Genomic DNA, 19984 nt, shown 5'->3' on the forward strand with positions numbered 1-19984 from the left:
CTTTTTAACATTTTTAACTAAAGATGCCTTCAGTAGCAGAACAATTAACTAAAGTTGTATATAAAACCGAGCGGTTGATAGAGCTTTGTGCTGCGCTACAGGAAGAGAACGACTTGCTTAAACTGGAGAGCGATGCGCTTAATGCAGCGCTTGATGCCAGCAAAAACAAGACGAAAGATCTGGAGGAAAAGCTTCGTGTATTGAAACTGGCAAAGTCTTTTTCAGAAACAAATGAAAAAAGTGTTGACATTAAGCAAAAAATTAACGACTTTGTGCAGGAAATAGATAAGTGTATTGTATTGCTTAAAAAGTAGTACAAAAAGTGAAAAGCTCAGATGGGAGAAATCTCAATAAAAATAAATATTGCTGACCGCGTTTACCCCTTAAAGGTAAACATGGAGGAAGAAGAGATAATAAGAAGGGCAGCGAAGCTCATCAACGACCGCATAAAGGAGTACCAGGAGAACTATGCGGTTAGGGATAAGCAGGATTTGCTTTCGATGTGCGTGTTGCATTACGCAACATCTGCGTTAAAAGCGGATAAGAAAGTTACGTCCGACGATTCAGAAGTTACCGATAAGGTTTATCATTTAGACCATATCCTGTCTGATTTTTTTTCTAAACAATAACGTTCTTACACATAAAACAGAGCCATTAAGATTTAACCGCAGTTAAATTTTAAGTTTTCACTATTAAAAACTTAACGCTTCAATATCTACGGATCAAAGAGGCATGCGTTGATCGTGTAATTTACGGTAACCCGTGATCCCGAGCCATCCGACCAGAAGTTTTAACAATACATGAACACTTAGAAGTTTAGTTGCGGTTTTTTTATTTATATAACCTAAGAAATGAACACATATTTGTATTTGATTATCGGGGTGCTCGTAGGGGTACCCACGGGTATCGTCATAGGCCGCTTCCTGCTACGGAAGCTGTTTAAAGACCAGGAACTTAACGCCCAGAATAAAGTAAAGAAGATTTTAAAAGAAGCGGAAATAAACGCCGACATCCTTAAAAAGAACCGCCAGCTGGAAGCCAAAGAGAAATTTTTGCAGCTTAAGGCCGAGCATGAGCAGGAAGTAAACAGCAAGAACAACGTGCTGAACCAGCGCGAGAACGGCATCAAGCAAAAAGAGCAATCGTTTAACCAAAAGCTGGAAAACCTTAATCGTAAGGAAACCGAGCTGGATAACGCCCGTAAAAAACTGGAAACTCAAACGGATACCCTCTCCAAAAAGCAGGAAGAAGTTGAGCTCCTGAAAAACCAACACGTAACCCAGTTGGAGGCTATAGCCGGCTTAAGTGCCGAGGATGCCAAGAACCAGCTGATAGATAACCTGCGTGAAGAAGCCCGCAGCAAGGCCATGGCCCAGATAAAAGATATTGTTGACGAAGCCAAGCTTACCGCCACCAAAGAAGCCAAGAAAATCGTTATCCAAACTATACAGCGTACCGCTACCGAGAACGCTATAGAGAATACGGTATCTATCTTCAACATCGAGAACGATGAGATTAAAGGCCGCATCATCGGCCGCGAAGGTCGTAACATCCGCGCGCTGGAAGCTGCAACCGGTATAGAAATTATTGTGGATGACACCCCCGAGGCCATCATCCTTTCAGGCTTCGACCCGGTACGCCGCGAGATCGCCCGTTTGGCTATGCACCGTTTGGTTACCGATGGCCGCATACACCCTGCACGTATTGAAGAGGTAGTTGCCAAAACCCGCAAGCAGATAGAAGAAGAAATTGTTGAAATAGGCGAACGTACCGTTATCGACCTTGGTATCAACGGCCTGCACCCCGAGCTTATCCGTATGGTGGGCAGGATGCGTTACCGCTCATCGTACGGGCAAAACCTGCTGCAGCACTCGCGCGAGGTTGCCAACTTCTGTGCTACCATGGCAGCAGAATTAGGGCTGAACGTAAAGCTAGCCAAACGCGCAGGCTTACTACACGATATAGGTAAAGTACCTGATGATAACCCCGAACTGCCACACGCTATTTTGGGCATGCAGTTAGCCGAAAAGTATAAAGAACACCCTGAAGTGTGCAACGCCATAGGTGCCCACCACGACGAGATTGAAATGACCTCGATGCTGTCGCCGATAATACAGGTTTGTGATGCCATATCGGGCGCAAGGCCGGGCGCACGCCGCGAAGTGGTAGAAAGTTACATCAAGCGACTGAAAGAGCTTGAGGAGCTTGCATTATCGTACCCGGGCGTTGAAAAAACCTTCGCTATACAAGCAGGTCGCGAATTGCGCGTTGTGGTAGAGAGCGAGAAGATAAGCGATGCCCAAAGCGAAATACTGGCGGCAGATATATCAAACCGCATACAAACAGAAATGACCTACCCGGGCCAGATAAAGGTTACCGTAATACGGGAAACCCGCTCGGTAGCATTTGCAAAATAATTAAGCTTAAATTTGAGCCCTTCCTTGAAACGGGGAGGGCTTTTTTATTTTATGGCGAAACCAAAACCAAATACTATTAAACCCGTGCTTCCCAAAAAGGAAGAGCAGCGCCCAGTAGATGTTTACTTTAGCCGGCTCGACGCAAGTCACCGCAACCCAACCAACCGTCTGCTGCATTTTATTTGCGTACCGTTGATGCTGTTCTCTGCGTTAGGCATTGCCTGGGCTATTCCGTTCCCGTACCTCAAATTTTTAGGCACCTATAACGGCATGTTCAACTGGGCATCGTTTTTAATAGCATTCAGTGTTTATTACACGTTAAAGCTTTCGCCGATACTATCTTATACCATGCTGCTCATATTGTTCGCATTAAGCTATGGCGTATCGCGCCTCGCAGCCCTGGAACTAGCAGGCGGCCCACCCATGATATGGGTTTGCACCTTTACCATGGCACTAGCCTGGCTGGGTCAGTATTTAGGTGGTAAAAAGGAAGCAAATGAGCAATCATTTAAGGATGACGGGCAATTGGTTTTGATTACCCCGATATGGGTGTTGTATAGCTTTTTTAAAAGGCTGAGGTGGAAGTATTAACGGGTGCCCAATGAAACGCCCCATATTTTATTTTGAGCGATTTAAAGCATGGGATATTTGGACTATCGCTGCCTATGTCATCATCAGCCTTGCGGTTTACATAAATGGTAATAAAGGATCGTTGTTGCTGTATGTAATCTTTACTCAAATATTTATTTATGTATGTAATTATCGGTCGCTAAGAAACCTATCCGTTTATTTAGTGTGGCTTGGTTTTGGTATCGTCCATTTTGTGGTTTATTTATATTTGCGGAATGATCCCTTATTTGCATTGCCTAAAGGTAATGCCGCCAATGCTTTAAAGGATACCATAATCCTCTTATTTGTTTATCAGTTATTGCGCATATTAAGCTTAAATATACAACATCAGGAATTTGTTATGCCAACTCGCAGCGGTACCGATATATTTGGCGAACGTTTTCCTAATTGGTTGGACACCTTGTTGTTTTTTTTATTTATGGCTTGTTTTGCCGGGCTTTTAGCGATAGGGTGAGATGGGGAAATTTCCGGGGGGCTTCACGGTATCACTCTTCTGTCCGCAACAATGTCGTCGCTAAAATCGGACGGACGAAAATATATCTGTATTCATTTATTACGAAGCGTAAATGGGGGATCGCGGTCAATTCGCTCACCGTCAGTTAAAACTGACGGCAATGAAGGTGGATTAAAGAACTTATGCACTTTCACTGCCGTCCCATTCATGGGACGGTGCGGCGTGGCAGAGAGAAATCCCTAAATCGCAAAAATCCGCTGAATCCCGGTTACAGGTTCTTCCCCAGTTTCTCCAAAATATCCTGCGGCACTTTCTCCAGATCGAGTACTAAAAATCCATCCAAGCAATCAGAGAATTTAGGGTCGATGTTGAAGCTGATAATTTTGGCATTGAGTTGTATGTACTGGCGCAACAGCACGGGCACTTTCATGTTATGCGTTTCTACTTCAGATATCAGGTTATCCAGCCCTTTAAAGCTGTCGCCGCCGCTCATGAGCAGGTCGGTATCGATGTTCTCGAAGTTTACCTTGAATTTTTTGCGTGGCTTTACGTACTGCGCCAGTTCGTGGTCGAAATGGTTGCGGTTGATGTAATCTACGATGAGCGACTTGGAGAACTGCGAGAACGAATTGCTGATGCTTACCGGGCCTATCAAATAACGGTAGCGCGGGTTATCTATCAGGTACTTAAGGATGCCTTTCCAAAGCAGGAAGAGGGGGAGGGGCTTCAGCTGGTATTCCTTGCGTATCCACGAGCGGCCCAGTTCCAGGCTTTTCTTCAGCACAGGGGTAAACTGCTCTTTCAATTTGAATAGCTCGTTTATATAGAAACCTTTCTTGCCCACACTGTAAAAAATCTCGTCGCCCAGGCCTATGCGGTAGGCACCTACGATCATCTTCGCTTCAAAATCCCAGATGAACAGGTGATGGTAGTAGATATCGTACTCATCCAGGTCAGTCGCTTTATTGGTACCCTCGCCCACCTCGCGGAAGGTAACCTCACGCAGGCGGCCAATTTCGCGGATGGTGCAGGGGATTGCGGAAGTAGGGGCGATGAACACCTCGTAGTTCTTCTCCGTCCATACCTTATAGTGTTCGCGCAGCGGTGCAATTTCGGCCTCCAGTTTGTCGGCAGTAGTTTCGGGTACGATGGCTTCCGGCAGGCGCTTTATCTTGAACAGGTTGCGTGGATTGAAAATTTTCTTCTCCTCATCCAGCCCTGCACCAAGAGCATAGGTTTTGGCTCGCAGGTAGTTCAGTACCTTAGCAGCATTGTTATTATCGGGGATATCTGCTACCTTGATAGGTTTGCCAATACGTAGCTTAATGGTATGCCCCTGTTTGTTGAATAATTCAGACGGCAGCTTGGCGGTACGCAGCGCAGGGTGTATCAGGCTGAGCAGGTTAAACAGCAAGCCGTTATTACCATGGAAGTAGATAGGCACCACGGGTACCTTAGATTTAGCGATGATTTTGCCGACCACCGGGTGCCAAAGGCGATCGGTAACTTCTTTCTTCTCCATTTTAAAGGTAGATACCTCCCCGGCAGGGAAAATGCCTATCGGCGTGCCGTTGGCCAGCAGTTCCAGCGTGCTTTTGAGGCCGCTGATGCTGGAGGAGTGCTCCACGTTTTCGAAGGGGTTAACAGCTATAAAGTAATCTGCCAGGTTGGGTATTTTCTTCAGCAGGAAGTTGGCCATCAATTTAGAATCGGGCCTGGCCATACAAAGTATCTTCAGCAGTACCATGCCCTCTATACCGCCGTAGGGGTGGTTGGCAATGGCTATAAAAGCGCCGTCTTTTGGTATGTTTTTCAGTTCGCGTTCGTCAAAATCTATCTCTATACCGCAGCCTTTTAAAATAGCATCTACAAATTCGGGGCCTTGTTTGGGCTGGGCCTGGGCAAACAGGTCGTTCACCTGGTTTATCTTCATTAGTTCCATCAGCAGGGGGGCCAAGCCGGGCATTTTTAGTTTGTCCAGTTTAGTTGCTTTGGCAAATTCCTCGGTGGTTATAACTTTCATCCTTGTTTAACGGATTAAATGGTTGTAAAATTATTACTTTAACGCTTGCAATTGTATCATATGAAAGCGCAGCTGAAAAACTATCTGTCCCTCACCAAAAAAGAATGGAACGGTATGCTTGTGCTGGTTATTTTGATAATTGCGGTCTTAGCTGCGCCCTACGTTTATCAATGGTATCACAAAGATAGTACAATTAATAGTAAAGCGTTCTATGAGGCGGCGGCACAGCTAAACAAAGCCAACCCGGGTTACCAGGCAGCGGCTTCGGCCGGACCTAAAAATGGAAGCTTTTCCAAATTCGACCCCAACACACTATCGGCTGCCAAATGGAAAGCGTTGGGGTTAAGCGATAAGCAGGTAGCTATCATCCTAAACTATCGCACCAAAGGCGGCAGGTTTTACAAACCCGAAGATTTGAAGAAGGTTTACGGCATTACAGACAGCAACTACAAAGCCTTAGCACCCTATATCGATATCCCCAAAGGCAAGCAGCCGATAGCTGCCATAGTAGAGCTCAACACAGCCGATTCTGCAGGGCTTACTGCATTAGACGGCATCGGCCCGGCTTACGCCAAACGCATTATCTACTATCGCGAACGGCTGGGCGGTTTCGTATATAAAGAGCAACTGAAAGAAGTATATGGGATGGATGAATTAAAATACGCCGAAATAGCCGGGCAGCTAAAGGTTGATGCCTGGCGGATACGTAAGATAGATATCAATACCATTACTTTTGATAAGCTGCGCCTGATGCCCTACCTCAGTTATAAACAGGTGAACGCCATCATCGAATACCGCAGTCAGCATGGCAATTACGCATCGGTAGCGGATTTGAAAAACATTGCCATTTTAACCGACCAAATTTTGATAAAAATATCCCCTTATTTGGTGATAAAATAGAAATTCACGGAAGTTTTTTCCGTAAAATTGAAGCACATTAGCGCAACAAATGATACAGCAACAAATAAAGGATGCCATCCGCGATATCCCCGACTTCCCGAAACCCGGCATAATTTTTAAAGACATCACGCCGATATTGAAAGACCCCAGCCTGTGCGATAGCATAGTGGATGCCTTTGTTGCGGGCCTTAAAGATACCCGGATTGATGCCATTGCGGGTGTGGAAAGCCGCGGGTTTTTATTCGGTTTAACACTGGCTACCCGGCTGGGCGTTCCCTTTATCCCGGTGCGCAAAGCGGGTAAACTGCCTCACACAGTAAGGCAAAAAGTTTACGAACTGGAATACGGCACCGCCACCATTGAACTGCATACCGATGCCTTTAAGCCCGGCGACCATATCCTCATCCACGACGACCTTTTGGCCACCGGCGGCACCGTAACCGCAGCCAGCGAACTGATACAGGATATGGGTGGAAAGGTTGCCGGTTTTACCTTCGTAGTAGGCCTGGGTTTTTTAAACGGCCTCGAAAAAATAACCCCAATAAGTAATAACGTAATGGTACTGGCCAATTACTAAGGTTTTTAGGCAGCAGCCATCTATATTTTACCTTATATTTTCGGGCCGCAACATCGGCAAAAACCCTCTAATTTTAATAATTAGAGGGTTTTTGCTTTATAAAAAATCCATAAAAATTAATATCCGTTCGCGATACCGTAAATGTGTTATAATTTCAACCAACGAAATGGATGCTGTGCACCTTTTTAAATAGCCCTTTTAGGCTGCCAATACCAATTATAAAACCATATCGCCAAACAGAAGAATGAAGATAATAAACCGCTGTATTGCCCTTGCTGTAATTTTTGCAGCCAGTACCCATGTTGCGGGCGCGCAAACCCTATTGAAAAGGGTAGGTAAAGTTACCGGGGTAACCGTGAATAGCCAGGATATAGATATTAAAACCGAGAACGCATTTATAAAGGTGGTTGTTTATAGCCCAAACATCATCAGGGTGCGTATGGATAAACAAGCCCTCGCCGAAGATTTTTCGTACGCAGTTATCTCCAAACCGGTTGCTGCCAAAGTATCGGTTACACAAAACGATAACGAGATAAACCTCATTACCGATTCGCTTAAGGTAAACATCAAAAAGAACCCTTATGCCATTACCTTCAGCACCCTTGCCGGCGAGGTGATAAACCAGGACGAAAACGGGCTTAGCACCTCCTGGGTGAGCGAGAATGTTACCACCTACAAACACATGCAGGATGGCGAGCACTTTATTGGCCTGGGCGAAAAAACCGGCCCGCTGGACCGCCGCGGAAATGCCTATACCAACTGGAACAGCGATGTATTCGCTTACTCTGCCGGGCAGGACCCACTATATTCTACCATCCCTTTTTATATAGGCATACACCACAACGTGCAGTACGGTATATTTATGGATAACACCTGGCAATCAGATTTCAACTTTGGTGCCAGCAATAACCGTTTTTCGTCGTTTGCGGCAAAAGGAGGGGAGATGAACTACTATTTTATCTATCACTCGCACCTGGCGGATATCATCACCTCGTACACATCGCTTACCGGTCGCATCAAAATGCCGCCCCTGTGGAGCCTCGGCTATCAGCAAAACCGCTACAGCTACTATCCCGATACCGAAGTTTACCGTGTAGCTAACACCCTGCGCGAGAAAAAGATACCCTCCGATGGTATTACGCTGGATATCCACTACATGGATAAATACAAAGTATTCACATGGGATAAAAGTCGTTTCCCAGATCCGCCTGCCCTTACCAAAAAACTTAAAGACATGGGCTTTAAGGTTACTCTGATTGTTGACCCGGGCGTTAAAGAAGAAAAAGGCTACGGCGTGTATGATCGTGGCCTGGCGCAAAACATTTTTGCCAAGTACCCCGACAGCACCAACTACACCGGGCAGGTTTGGCCGGGCTGGTGCAACTTCCCCGATTTTACGAATCCTAAGGGCCGCGAATTTTGGGCAAGCGAATTAAAAGCATACGCGGCCGATGGCGTTAGCGGCATATGGAACGATATGAACGAATTTAGCACCTGGGGCCAAAAAGCGCCGGATAATATATTCTTCAACTATGAAGGTAAGGGCGCATCGCACCTGCAGATACATAACGTGTACGGCCTGGAGATGATCCGCAGCAGTTATGAAGGTTACCGCGCTGCATTGGGCGGCAATAAGCGTCCTTTTGTGCTAACGCGATCCGGCTACGCAGGATTGCAACGCTACGCCGCTATGTGGACAGGCGATAACCGCGCAGAAGACAGCCACATGCTTGCCGGAGTCCGCCTCATGAATAGCCTGGGCTTAAGCGGCGTGCCTTATACAGGTATGGATGTGGGCGGTTTTACCGGCGGTGCATCGCCGCAATTGTATGCCCGCTGGATGCAGATTGGTGCATTTAATCCCTACATGCGCAACCACACGCAAATTAACACCAAATCATCCGAGCCCTGGGCTTACGGCGAAGAAGTGCTGGAGATAACCCGCAACTACATCAACCTGCGCTATAAATTGCTGCCGTATTTGTACTCGTCGTTTTACGAGGCAAAAGAAAACGGCAGGCCGCTGATGCGCTCGCTGGCTATCGATTATACCCACGACGAAAACGTGTACAACGGCACTTACGAAAACCAGTATATGTTTGGCCAGGCCTTTTTGGTGTTGCCGTTCGATAGCCAAACACAAATTGGAAGGGTGTATTTCCCGGCCGGTAAGTGGTACGATTTATACAATGGCCAGGTGCAGCAGGGCAATACCAAGCTGAATATTGATTTGGGCATGAGCAAATTGCCGGTTTACGTAAAGGAAAGCAGTATTATCCCAATGCAGTCGCTGATACAAACTACTGCCGATAAACCGACCGATACCCTGTTTGTACACGTTTACAAAGGCGATATCAACAACAAGTTTGTTTATTACGAAGACGATGGCGAGAGCTACAACTACGAGAACGGCGATTTTTACAAACGTGCCATCACTTACGATGCAGTTAAGAAAACCATCACCTTTGCTAAACCCGAAGGTTCGGCAAAATCAAAATTCAATAATATAAAACTGATTTTGCACGGTTTTGGCGGCGGCCCGGTTAAGTTGAATAACAAAGCCGCAAAAGCCGATGATGATTTCAGCGCACTGATGGTGCCAATCTCGCGGTTCGACCCTACTGGTTTATCAAACCCGGTTGAGGGCGAAAAAGTGAAAAGCCTGGTGCTGAAGAACGCTTCGGCGCAAATTATAATAAGCTACTAAATATAAACTGATCTTATAAATAGCCAGCCTGCAGCGGTAAACGCTGCGGGCTTTTCAGGTTTGGTTAGCTCCCTTCCTCGCTTCAAATTATCAAAATCTCATCCCCTGATTGCAGGGCCGTTACCGAGTCGCTAACAAAAACTAAAATTAACCATCATTATAGCAAAAACGACCAAATGTATCCGTAGATGTTCGGCCTTTAATTTTTAGTTATTAACTTTAATCCCGTCTCAATATCAATTTATGAGGATATTTCTACTGTTTTTCTTCTCGTTGCTTTTTGCTGCCCCGGCGTTTTCGGCAGATAACGACGCGCTGCTGAACCAGCTTAAAACCGAGATAGCCAAAAAAGACACTTATGAGGGTGCCAAGCAAACACGCATCCATCAGTTGATGCAACGGCGAGCGCAGGTTTCGCCCACTAATTATGCCCTCCAGTACGATCTTTGCCTCAAATTGTACGATGAATACAAATCCTACCAGTACGATTCGGCCTACGTATATGTAAATAAGCTGAAGGACCTTAGCGTGGGCATGAATGATATGTCGCGCGCATATTACAGCCGTATAAAACTGGGTTTTATTTTGCTCTCCTCGGGCATGTTCAAAGAAACTTTCGACTGCATGAACAAGGTAAACCCCAAATTGCTTAACGATAGCATGAAGGTAGAGTACTACTTTATTATGTACCGCTGCAACAGCGATCTGGCAAAATACAACAGCGACAAATATTTTTCGCCCGATTACCTCGCCGCGAGCAACGCGTATATCGATTCGGCCATTATGCTGAGCAAGCCCGGTTCGGTAGACAGGATTTATTACGCAGGCCTGAGGCATGTAGGCTCGAACGATAACTATAGCGGATCGCAGGAGTTGAGCAAACTGGTAGGGCCGGGCGTGCCTATATCTATGCACCTGCGTGCCATGATAACCTGTTCGCTGGGGCAAAGTTATATCAACTCCAACCGGCGCGACGAAGGCATAGCGTTCCTGATACAATCTGCCATTGCCGATATCAAATCCTCCACCAAGGAAACTGTGGCCCTTTTTACGCTTGCCGAGCAGCTTTATAAGGCAGGCAACGTAAAAGATGCCTACAGTTTTGTGCAGCTCGCCAAGGCCGATGCCGATTTTTACGGCGCCCGCCAGCGTAAGATACAAATAGGTGCCATATTACCCCTGGTAGCTGCAGAGGAGCTTAACCATACCGAAAGCGAAAAAGACAGGATACTGATATTTTTGCTGGCCATAACCGCCCTGGCATCGCTGGTAATATTGTTTTTGATAATGATTTACAAACAATTGGCCAAACTGAGGCACAAGGAGCGCATCATCGAGGATAAGAATGTGCTGCTTAAGCAGGTAAATTATAAACTGATAGAAGACGCGCACATCAAGGAAGAGTATATCGGGCAGTTTTTTAAGATTATATCCGGGTATATACTCAAGCTTGAGAAGCTGAAAATGTCTGTTGATACCAAGCTATCCATTAAAAAGTACGATGATATAAGGTTGATAATCAATAATATCAACATAAAGAAAGAGCGGGAGGTGCTCTACCATAGTTTCGACCATATCTTTTTGAAGATATTCCCCAATTTTATTGCGGTGTTCAATTCGCAATTCGACGAGAAAGACCAGATATGGCCGCAGGAACACGAAGTGCTAAATACCGACCTCCGGATATTTGCCCTCATCAGGATGGGGATAAATGATAACGAAACCATCGCCAAGATACTCGAGTATTCTGTAAACACCATTTACGTGTACAAGATGCGTATCAAAGCAAAGTCTAAAAACCCCGAGCAGTTTGAGCACCGTATAATGGATATAAAAGCGGTTGATTCTGTTGAATAGATAATACAGCAGGAGAAGCCATTTTTGATATTTTAAAAACTATTTAAAGTACTATTTTAACATTACGAGCTTAATAAATGCTAAAAAACACTTATATTTTTAGTGGTATTTTGATAGTTAAGTATTTGATTTGTAATTACTTAATTATAAATAAACCTATATTTTTTTACAAATGCGCCAAATGTGTAGGGATTGAGGCGCAAGACACACATCTTTGTATGGAGGTAAAACTCTTTAAGAAGTTAACCGCTTAAAGATTTACTATACCAGGCGGCTTATTTAAGCCGCTATTACCAATTATAAACGTTAATAAGATTTTTTTTGAATACCGTGTGTAAGCACTTTTGATTTTGGAAGCGGTCCTGAGCTTTTTGCGGGTGCTTTAAAATGAATTATCATGAACCATGTACAAGAACTTTTATATAACCAATTTTAATTAAACCACAAACTATGCAATTTAAACACTTACTCACATTATGTTTTTTTGCTTTAACCTGCTTCTTTATCCAGCCAGCACTGGCTCAGAATAAAGTAATTACAGGTAAAGTAACCGACAAGAAGGACGGTTCGCCCCAGATAGGCGTTTCCGTGAGTGCTGGCAATGGTATCGGCACGCAAACCAACGTAGACGGTACCTTCAGGCTTTCTGTGCCTGCCAACACAACTTCTCTTACTTTTAACTACATTGGTTACCAGTCTCAAACTATTAACCTAGATGGCAAGACCTTTATTGCAGTTGCGCTGGAATCTACCAGCAAAGCGCTTAACGAGGTTGTTGTAATTGGTTACGGTAGTACCCGCGTTAAAGATGCAACAGGTTCGGTAGCATCTTTAAGCCCTAAAGACTTCAACAAAGGCGTTATAGCAACGCCGGAGCAGTTGTTGCAGGGCCGTATTGCAGGCGTACAGGTAACCCCATCAAGCGGTGAGCCCGGTGCAGGTGCTACTATCAACATCCGTGGTGCAAGCTCTATCCGTTCTGGTACAAGCCCGCTTTATGTAGTGGATGGCGTGCCTTTGGATAATGGCGGTACTTCGGGCGGTTTCGATAGCGGCGCGGGCGGTGCTTCGGCGCGTAACCCGCTGGCGTTTATCAACCCTAACGATATCGAAAACATCTCTGTATTGAAAGATGCATCTGCATCGGCTATCTACGGTTCTCGTGGCGCAAACGGCGTTGTAATAATTACAACCAAAAAAGGCCGCAAAGGGCAGGGTATTTTGTTTGGTGCTAGCACAAGTATGGCAAAAGCAGCAAAAACTTACGATTTGCTTGGCCGCGAAGATTTCCTGAAAGCTGTTGCAAGCGTAGGCGCTGATGCTGCCGCGGTTGATTACGGCGGCAATACCGATTGGCAAAAAGAAATTTTGAGGACAGCCGTTTCTCAAAACTATAACCTTTCTTTCGGTGGCGCAAGCAATACAGGCAGCTATCGTGCCTCTGCCAATTACGATAACCAACAGGGTATCGTTAAGAACACCGCTCTTAAGCGTTTCAATGCACGCATAAACGCGTCTCAGTCGTTCTTTGGCGAGCGTTTGAAATTCGACCTGCAGTCATTGTTCTCTAATGTAAAAGACAGGTTTGCTCCGGTAACCAACAACGCCGGTTTCAACGGTAGCTTAATTGGTGCTGCGCTGCAAACTAACCCTACTATCCCGGTTTACGATGCACAAGGCAGGTATTTCAATTTAAATGGTTACTCTGCTAACGGTATCCCTAACGGCAACAGTTTCCGTAACCCGGTTTCGTTGTTGAACCAGATAGACGATACAGACAACATCAACCGTTACCTGAATAACTTAACCATGACTATCAGGCTGATAGAAGGCTTGTCTTACAAAGGCAACATCGGTATTGATAGGGCCAACTCGTTAAGGCAAACCTACTACGATCCAACAATCGTTGGTTTCACCGATAACTCGGGCATCAGGGATTTCACTGTTCCCTCTGCAACCGGTAACGGCCGTGGTATATTGCAGCATAACGAGTTAAGGAGCACTACTACAGAGCATACCTTAAACTACGACAAAAAGCTGACCCCTAACAGCACTATTACTGCATTGGTTGGTTATTCTTACGCTACATACAAAAACTTCTATCGTTATGATATGGCTTGGGGTGTAGCAGTTCCGAAACAATTCGTTAAAGATTACTATGACTACAACGGCTTCACTAACCGTTTAGCATACCCAATCGGCGATAGTAGCAGCTACAAACTGCAATCTTATTTTGCACGTGTTAACTACTCATACAAAGACAAATACATCATCACAGGTACGGTGAGGAGAGACGGTTCATCTCGTTTTGGTGCTAACCACCAATACGCTAACTTCCCTGCTGTTGCAGCTAAATGGCGTATAAGCAGCGAAAGCTGGGCTCCAAAAAGCATCTTCGATGATTTGAGCCTTCGCTTAAACTATGGCCAAACAGGTAACCAGGATTACCCTTCCTACGCTTCTTTGAAATTAAAGCAGCTTAACTACTACGGTACATCAAGCTCTCCATTGAATGCTGCTAACCCGGATCTGAAATGGGAAACCCAAACCGCTTACGGTGCAGGTATCGATTTCACCGTGCTGAGAGGCCGTTTATCAGGTACAGTAGAATACTTCAACAAATCGCAAAAAGACCTGCTGTTTTTACAGGATTTGGCTCAGCCAGCTGCCGATACAAGGTACTGGGTTAACTTGCCGGGTAACGTAAGAAACACAGGTGTGGAAGTAGGCTTAAAATTTGCTGCGGTTACAAATTCAACCGCAAAAGGCTTTACCTGGGATATCGATTACAACATGACTTTCGTGAAGAACCGTGTTGAGAACTTCGGTAACCGTAACGTAATCACCGGTAACATCGATGGCCAGGGCTTATCTGGTGCATATGCACAGTTTATAGGTAACGGCTACCCGCTGTACACTTTCAATGTGTCGCAATACAATGGTTTGGATGCAAACGGTTTCGGTATATATCCTAACGGTATCGATGCTGCAACTCCTCATGGCAGCCCGCTTCCAACCTTCCTTGCCGGTATCAACAACAGCTTTACTTACGGAAACTGGAACGCTAGTTTCTTCGTAAACGGAGCAACCGGTTTTTACATCTATAACAACACAGCAAACGCTTTCTTCTACAAAGGCAACTTGGTAAGCGGCCGTAACGTAACTAAAGATATTGCTGCTACAAACGAGAATGCACTTAACTCTGGTGAGGTATCAAGCCGTTTTGTTGAGAAAGGCGATTTCCTGAGATTATCAAACGCGGTTATCGGATACACCTTCCCTGTTAAGGGTAGTGCATTCAAATCGCTGCGCGTATCGGTAACCGGCCAAAACCTGTTATTGATTACCGGTTACAGCGGTCTTGATCCCGAAATTAATACCAACAAAGAAAGAAACGGCGTGCCATCACGTGGTATAGATTATACCTCATACCCAAGCGCACGTACATTCACATTAGGTTTAAACGCGAGTTTCTAAAAAAAATATGAGCATGAAAAAAATAACATTGAAAGCAACACTTTGTGGTATGGCGCTTTTGGCCGCGACAGGTTGTGCAAAATTGAACGAAACTGTGTACGGGTCTAAATCCGTAGACGCCGGGGGAGCATCAAGTGCGGCGGATTTGAATGGTGTATATTCTCAATTGAACGGGCAAGCCGACCAGGCAAATACTTACGCTTTGCAAGAGCATCCTACAGACGAGATGATGGGCCCAACCCGCGGTACCGACTGGGGTGACTTTGGTACATGGCGCAAGCTGCACACCCACACCTGGACACCATCGCACAACCAGATAAACGATACCTGGGATCAGCTGAACATCGGCGTGTTCCGTGCAACACAGGTAATTGCCAGGGCAACATCTGATCAGATCAAAGCAGAAGCAAGCTTTTGCCGTGCTTACTTTATGTTCCAGATAGTTGACTTGTACGGCCAGCAGCCATTCCGTGATCCGGATGCACCAAACTCATCTGTACCTACAGTAATGAACCGTGCAGATGCTACTGCATTCATCATCAAAGATTTGGAGTTTGCCGAATCTAAATTAGGCGCCGCAGCTAACATTGGCGTAGCCAGCAAAGCAGCCGCACAGGCTTTATTAGCCAAAGTTTACCTTAACAAAGCAGTTTATACAGCCGCTACCGTTGGTGGCCCATTCACATTTGCTAAAGCAGATATGGATAAGGTTATTGAGTATGCAAATAAGGTAACAGCAGCGGGCTATACTTTAGAGCCGGCCGGTAAATACTTCCAGGATTTTGCATGGGATAACTCAGATCAGTCTCACGGTAACATCTTTGGTTTATATAACACTACTGCACGTCAAACCGGTAACGCAAAAAACCGTTGGAAAATGGGCTTGCACTACAACCAGACACCAGATGGCTGGAACGGTTTCACAACCCTTGCCGATTTCTACAAATCATTTGAGGCATCTGATGAGCGCCGTGGTGTTGCTTACCCGGGCTTAACTGATAAAGTTGGCTTAAGGGCAGGTTTTGCCGTAGGCCAGCAATACGGCCCGGGCGGCGTTGCCTTAAAACAACGTGGCGGTAAACCACTTATCTTTACAGAAGATGTTAATATTAACTTCTCTACAGAAGCACAGGGTATCAGGGTGTTCAAATACTTCCCGCATCCTAATGCAGATGGTACAGTACCTGATAACAGCGAGGATAATGACTATGTATTCTTACGCTACGCCGATGTATTGTTAGAGAAAGCCGAGGCAATTATGCGTGGCGGTACAGACCCGCTTGGCCAAACTGCAGTAAGCATCGTTAACGCGGTACGTACCCCACGTGGTGCAAGCACCCTGGGTAGCGTTGATGCTAAAGTTATGCTGGCAGAACGCGGCCGCGAGCTTTACTACGAAGGCTGGAGGAGGAATGACCTTATCCGTTTCGAAAAGTTCAACGATCCTGTAGATCAGCGCCCACTGGCAACTGATAAATCTAAAACCCTTTTCCCAATCCCTCAGCGTGCGGTTGATACCAACCCTAACCTGAAACAAAATCCGGGTTACTAATTAAGGAACCAGTTTACAGTTTTATATTTGATTTGAACGTAGCGAAGTAATTCGCTACGTTTGTTTTTTCTAAACGTATAATGTTTAAAAAAAAGCCGTTTACCCTGATTGCTATTGCTTCTTTTTTATTGGTATCCTGCGGCAAAGAACGCGTCGATAATCCGCTGTTTTCCTTGCAGGACAATAGCGCAGTCGGCATAAACTTTACCAACAAGCTAAACGAGCAGGACCGCACCAACGTTTTCACCTTCCGCAATTACTACAACGGCGGCGGCGTGGCCATTGGCGATATAAACAACGATGGGCTTAACGATGTGTACCTCACCTCAAACCAGGGCGGCAATCAGCTTTACCTGAATAAAGGCAACTGGAAGTTTGAAGATATTACCGATAAGGCGGGCGTTAAGGGCACCAAATACTGGAGTACCGGCGTTACCATGGTTGATATTAACGGCGATGGATGGCTGGATATCTACGTTTGCCATAGCGGCAATATCATCGATAGGAAGGGCAACGAACTTTTTATAAACCAACACAACGGCACTTTTAAAGAAGAAGCCGAAAAGTATGGCCTGGTTGATAACGGATTATCTACCCAGGCCATATTTTTTGATTATGATAACGACGGCGACCTGGATTGCTTCGTGCTCAACAACTCATTCAGGCCAATTGGCTCTTTCGATTTCAGCAAGAATTTGCGGGCGGTGGTAGATGAGTTGGGCGGCGCGCGCCTTTACCGCAATGATGGTGGGCACTTTACCAATGTAACCAAAGGCGCAGGCATATTTAGCAGCGATATCGGCTTTGGCCTTGGCGTATCGGTAGCCGATGTAAATAACGATGGCTATCCGGATATCTACGTATCTAACGATTTTTTCGAGCGCGATTACCTATACATCAACCAAAAGGACGGCACTTTTAAAGAAGACATACAAGCCGAGACCGGCCACCTGAGCCTGGCATCGATGGGTTCGGATATCGCCGACATCAACAACGATGGCAACCTGGATATTTTTACCACTGAGATGTTGCCCGAAGGCGACAGACGTTTGAAGAAGATGACCTCCTTCGAATCCTTCGACGTAATAAAACTAAAACAGCACGATGGTTACTTTAACCAATACATGCAAAACTGCCTGCAGCTGAACAATGGCGATGGAACATTCTCCGAAGTGGCCTTCAATGCGGGCGTAGCCGCTACCGATTGGAGTTGGGGCGCACTATTTTTTGATATGGATAACGACGGCTGGAAAGATATCTTCGTATCTAACGGCATATATAAAGACCTCACCGATCAGGACTACATCGAATTTTTGGGCAACCGTGAAAACATGGATAAGATAGCCCAGAAAAAATCATTTGATTATAAAGATTTTACGGATAAGATGGTGTCGACACCACTTTCCAACTACGCATTTTCCAATAACCATAACCTTACTTTTACCAATAAAGCAAAGGAGTTTGGGCTGGACGACCCGTCGTTCAGCAACGGGGCTGCCTATGGCGATTTGGATGGCGATGGCGATAACGACCTTATCGTGAACAACGTAAACTCGCCCTTATACATCTACAAAAACAACGCTGAAACGCTAAAGAATAATTTTATCCAAATAAAGTTGCAAGGCGATAAGCTGAACCGGTTTGGGGTAGGGGCAACGATCAAAACATTCAGCAAGGGGCAGGCCCTGGTTTACTATCAGCAGCCAACGCGCGGTTTCCAGAGCAGCACGTCACCAAATTTAATTACCATTGGCCTCGGCAAGGTAGCTTTGGTAGATTCTGTACAGGTTATATGGCCCGGCGGTAAATACCAGGTGGCAAAAAACGTAAAGGCGAACAAAGTGTACACCTACAACATCGCGGATGCGAAGGGAACTTACGATTTCAGCAGGAAAGCGGTTAAGCCTCTGTTTACTGAAACCGCCAAAGCATTGTTCGATTCGGTGCCCACCCACACAGAAAACGGATTCATCGATTTCGACAACGAGCGCCTGATGCTGCAGATGCTCTCTACCGAGAACCCTTATATGGCAAAAGGCGATTTAAATAAGGATGGCCTCGCAGATTTTTACTTCGGCAGTTCGAAGGATAGTCCGGCATCCATCTACCTGCAACAAAAAAACGGCAGGTTTAAGATATACGTGCCCGATGACCTGGGCAAGCAGAGCTACATAGAAAATGCCGGCGCAGCCTTTGGCGATTTTGACGGCGATGGCGACGAGGACCTGATCATAGGCGTAGGCGGCAACGAAGATGAACCCGAAAATCCATTATATTTCCCTCGTTTTTATGAAAATGATGGTAAAGGTAACCTACATCGTAATCCGCAGAAAAGCTTGCCTGCGCCGGTAAATGCATCGGTAGTGATGGCTTGTGATTACGATAAAGATGGCCATCTCGATTTATTCATTGGTGGGCGGAGCGTGCCCGGCACTTATGGAGTATCGCCAAAATCATACGTGTTCCACAACAATGGCGACGGACACTTTACTGATGTATCTGCACAGGTGCTAGGAGCCGATACCAGGTTGGGGATGGTAACATCGGCACAATGGGCGGATATCGACGGCAACGACTATCCCGACCTTATAGTTGCAGGCAACTGGATGGGGATTGAGATATTTATGAACAATAAGGGCAAATTCACCCACGATAAACAATTGGATAACTACAAGGGCTGGTGGAGCGCATTGCAAATTGCCGATGTGAACGGCGACGGTAAACCGGATATCGTAGCGGGTAACATTGGGCTCAACATCAAATTCAAAGCATCTTTTGAGGAACCGATGAAGATTTACGTGAAAGATTTCGACAAGAACGGAACCAGGGAATGCGTAACATCCATGTACAAGAGCGACCACATCCCTTATGTGTTCCACATGAAGCCTGATTTGGTTGGCCAGATGCCCCTCCTCAAAAAGAAATACCTTAAATATACCGATTACGCGGGCAAGCCGTTCAGCGAGATATTCCCGGACGAGCAACTGCAAGGGGCCGAAACGCACGAAATGAACTACCTGGCTTCGGCGGTGTTCATAAACCAGGGCGGTAAATTCGTGGCGAAGGCATTGCCTTATAATGCGCAATTGGCCAACGTAAATACCATCCTGTGCGACGATTTAGACGGCAGCGGAGTCCCCTCGATTATCTTAGGCGGCAATTTTTATGGTTTTAAACCCGAAGTTGGCCGATTAGATGCCAGCCATGGTCAAATTTATAAGTACGGTAAAAACGGATTTACGTATATTTCGCCATCGCAAAGCGGGATGGATTTGTCGGGCCAGGTGCGTTCGTCATTGATGATAAAAAATGCCAATGGAGAGAAATATTTTTTGTTCGGCCTTAACGACGATAAGCTGAAAGCCTATAAATTACACCGGTAAACCTGCA

13 protein-coding genes are annotated in these 19984 nt (G+C 45.7%); 12 read left to right on the forward strand and 1 reads right to left on the reverse strand.

Annotation, left to right across the window (positions count from 1 at the left end; genetic code table 11):
- Positions 1 to 23: 23 nt before the first annotated feature.
- From AC1DXC_RS08225 to AC1DXC_RS08245, 5 genes are all read left to right on the forward strand, one after another.
- Positions 24 to 314 (forward strand): hypothetical protein, encoded by a 291-nt coding sequence (locus AC1DXC_RS08225; RefSeq protein WP_128531645.1) that lies wholly within the window; start codon positions 24 to 26, stop codon positions 312 to 314.
- 21 nt (positions 315 to 335) lie between these two features.
- A complete protein-coding gene (locus AC1DXC_RS08230; protein WP_133234236.1) occupies positions 336 to 629 on the forward strand; it encodes a cell division protein ZapA in 294 nt (97 codons plus the stop codon).
- 222 nt (positions 630 to 851) lie between these two features.
- On the forward strand, positions 852 to 2417 hold the full coding sequence (gene rny / locus AC1DXC_RS08235; RefSeq protein ID WP_477458665.1) for a ribonuclease Y: 1566 nt from the start codon (positions 852 to 854) through the stop codon (positions 2415 to 2417).
- 51 nt (positions 2418 to 2468) lie between these two features.
- Positions 2469 to 3008 (forward strand): Mpo1 family 2-hydroxy fatty acid dioxygenase, encoded by a 540-nt coding sequence (locus AC1DXC_RS08240; protein WP_477458666.1) that lies wholly within the window; start codon positions 2469 to 2471, stop codon positions 3006 to 3008.
- A gap of 10 nt (positions 3009 to 3018) precedes the next feature.
- Entirely contained in the window at positions 3019 to 3501 is a 483-nt protein-coding gene (locus tag AC1DXC_RS08245; protein WP_477458667.1) for a hypothetical protein, read from the forward strand.
- A gap of 268 nt (positions 3502 to 3769) precedes the next feature.
- Here AC1DXC_RS08245 and AC1DXC_RS08250 read toward each other — a convergent pair whose 3' ends face one another.
- A complete protein-coding gene (locus tag AC1DXC_RS08250) occupies positions 3770 to 5524 on the reverse strand; it encodes a lysophospholipid acyltransferase family protein (RefSeq protein ID WP_477458668.1) in 1755 nt (584 codons plus the stop codon).
- A gap of 60 nt (positions 5525 to 5584) precedes the next feature.
- Between AC1DXC_RS08250 and AC1DXC_RS08255 the strand changes: the two genes are divergently transcribed.
- The 7 genes from AC1DXC_RS08255 (at position 5585) to AC1DXC_RS08285 (ending at position 19977) form a co-directional block, all read left to right on the forward strand.
- On the forward strand, positions 5585 to 6424 hold the full coding sequence (locus AC1DXC_RS08255; protein WP_477458669.1) for a ComEA family DNA-binding protein: 840 nt from the start codon (positions 5585 to 5587) through the stop codon (positions 6422 to 6424).
- A 49-nt stretch (positions 6425 to 6473) separates the two neighbouring features.
- Entirely contained in the window at positions 6474 to 7001 is a 528-nt protein-coding gene (locus tag AC1DXC_RS08260) for an adenine phosphoribosyltransferase (RefSeq protein WP_477458670.1), read from the forward strand.
- Positions 7002 to 7245: 244 nt separating this feature from the next.
- Positions 7246 to 9708 (forward strand): glycoside hydrolase family 31 protein, encoded by a 2463-nt coding sequence (locus tag AC1DXC_RS08265; protein WP_477458671.1) that lies wholly within the window; start codon positions 7246 to 7248, stop codon positions 9706 to 9708.
- 243 nt (positions 9709 to 9951) lie between these two features.
- Positions 9952 to 11565: a DUF6377 domain-containing protein gene (locus tag AC1DXC_RS08270; protein WP_477458672.1), complete on the forward strand. Its 1614-nt coding sequence runs from the start codon at positions 9952 to 9954 to the stop codon at positions 11563 to 11565.
- Between the two features lie 450 nt (positions 11566 to 12015).
- Positions 12016 to 15042, forward strand: coding sequence for a SusC/RagA family TonB-linked outer membrane protein (locus AC1DXC_RS08275; protein WP_477458673.1), 3027 nt, complete (start codon positions 12016 to 12018; stop codon positions 15040 to 15042).
- A gap of 13 nt (positions 15043 to 15055) precedes the next feature.
- The gene (locus AC1DXC_RS08280; RefSeq protein WP_477458674.1) at positions 15056 to 16594 is read left to right on the forward strand and encodes a RagB/SusD family nutrient uptake outer membrane protein; all 1539 of its coding nucleotides are present in this window, start codon (positions 15056 to 15058) and stop codon (positions 16592 to 16594) included.
- Positions 16595 to 16674: 80 nt separating this feature from the next.
- Entirely contained in the window at positions 16675 to 19977 is a 3303-nt protein-coding gene (locus AC1DXC_RS08285) for a VCBS repeat-containing protein (RefSeq protein WP_477458675.1), read from the forward strand.
- Positions 19978 to 19984: the final 7 nt, after the last annotated feature.

The organism is Mucilaginibacter sp. P2_D11 (assembly GCF_056404435.1).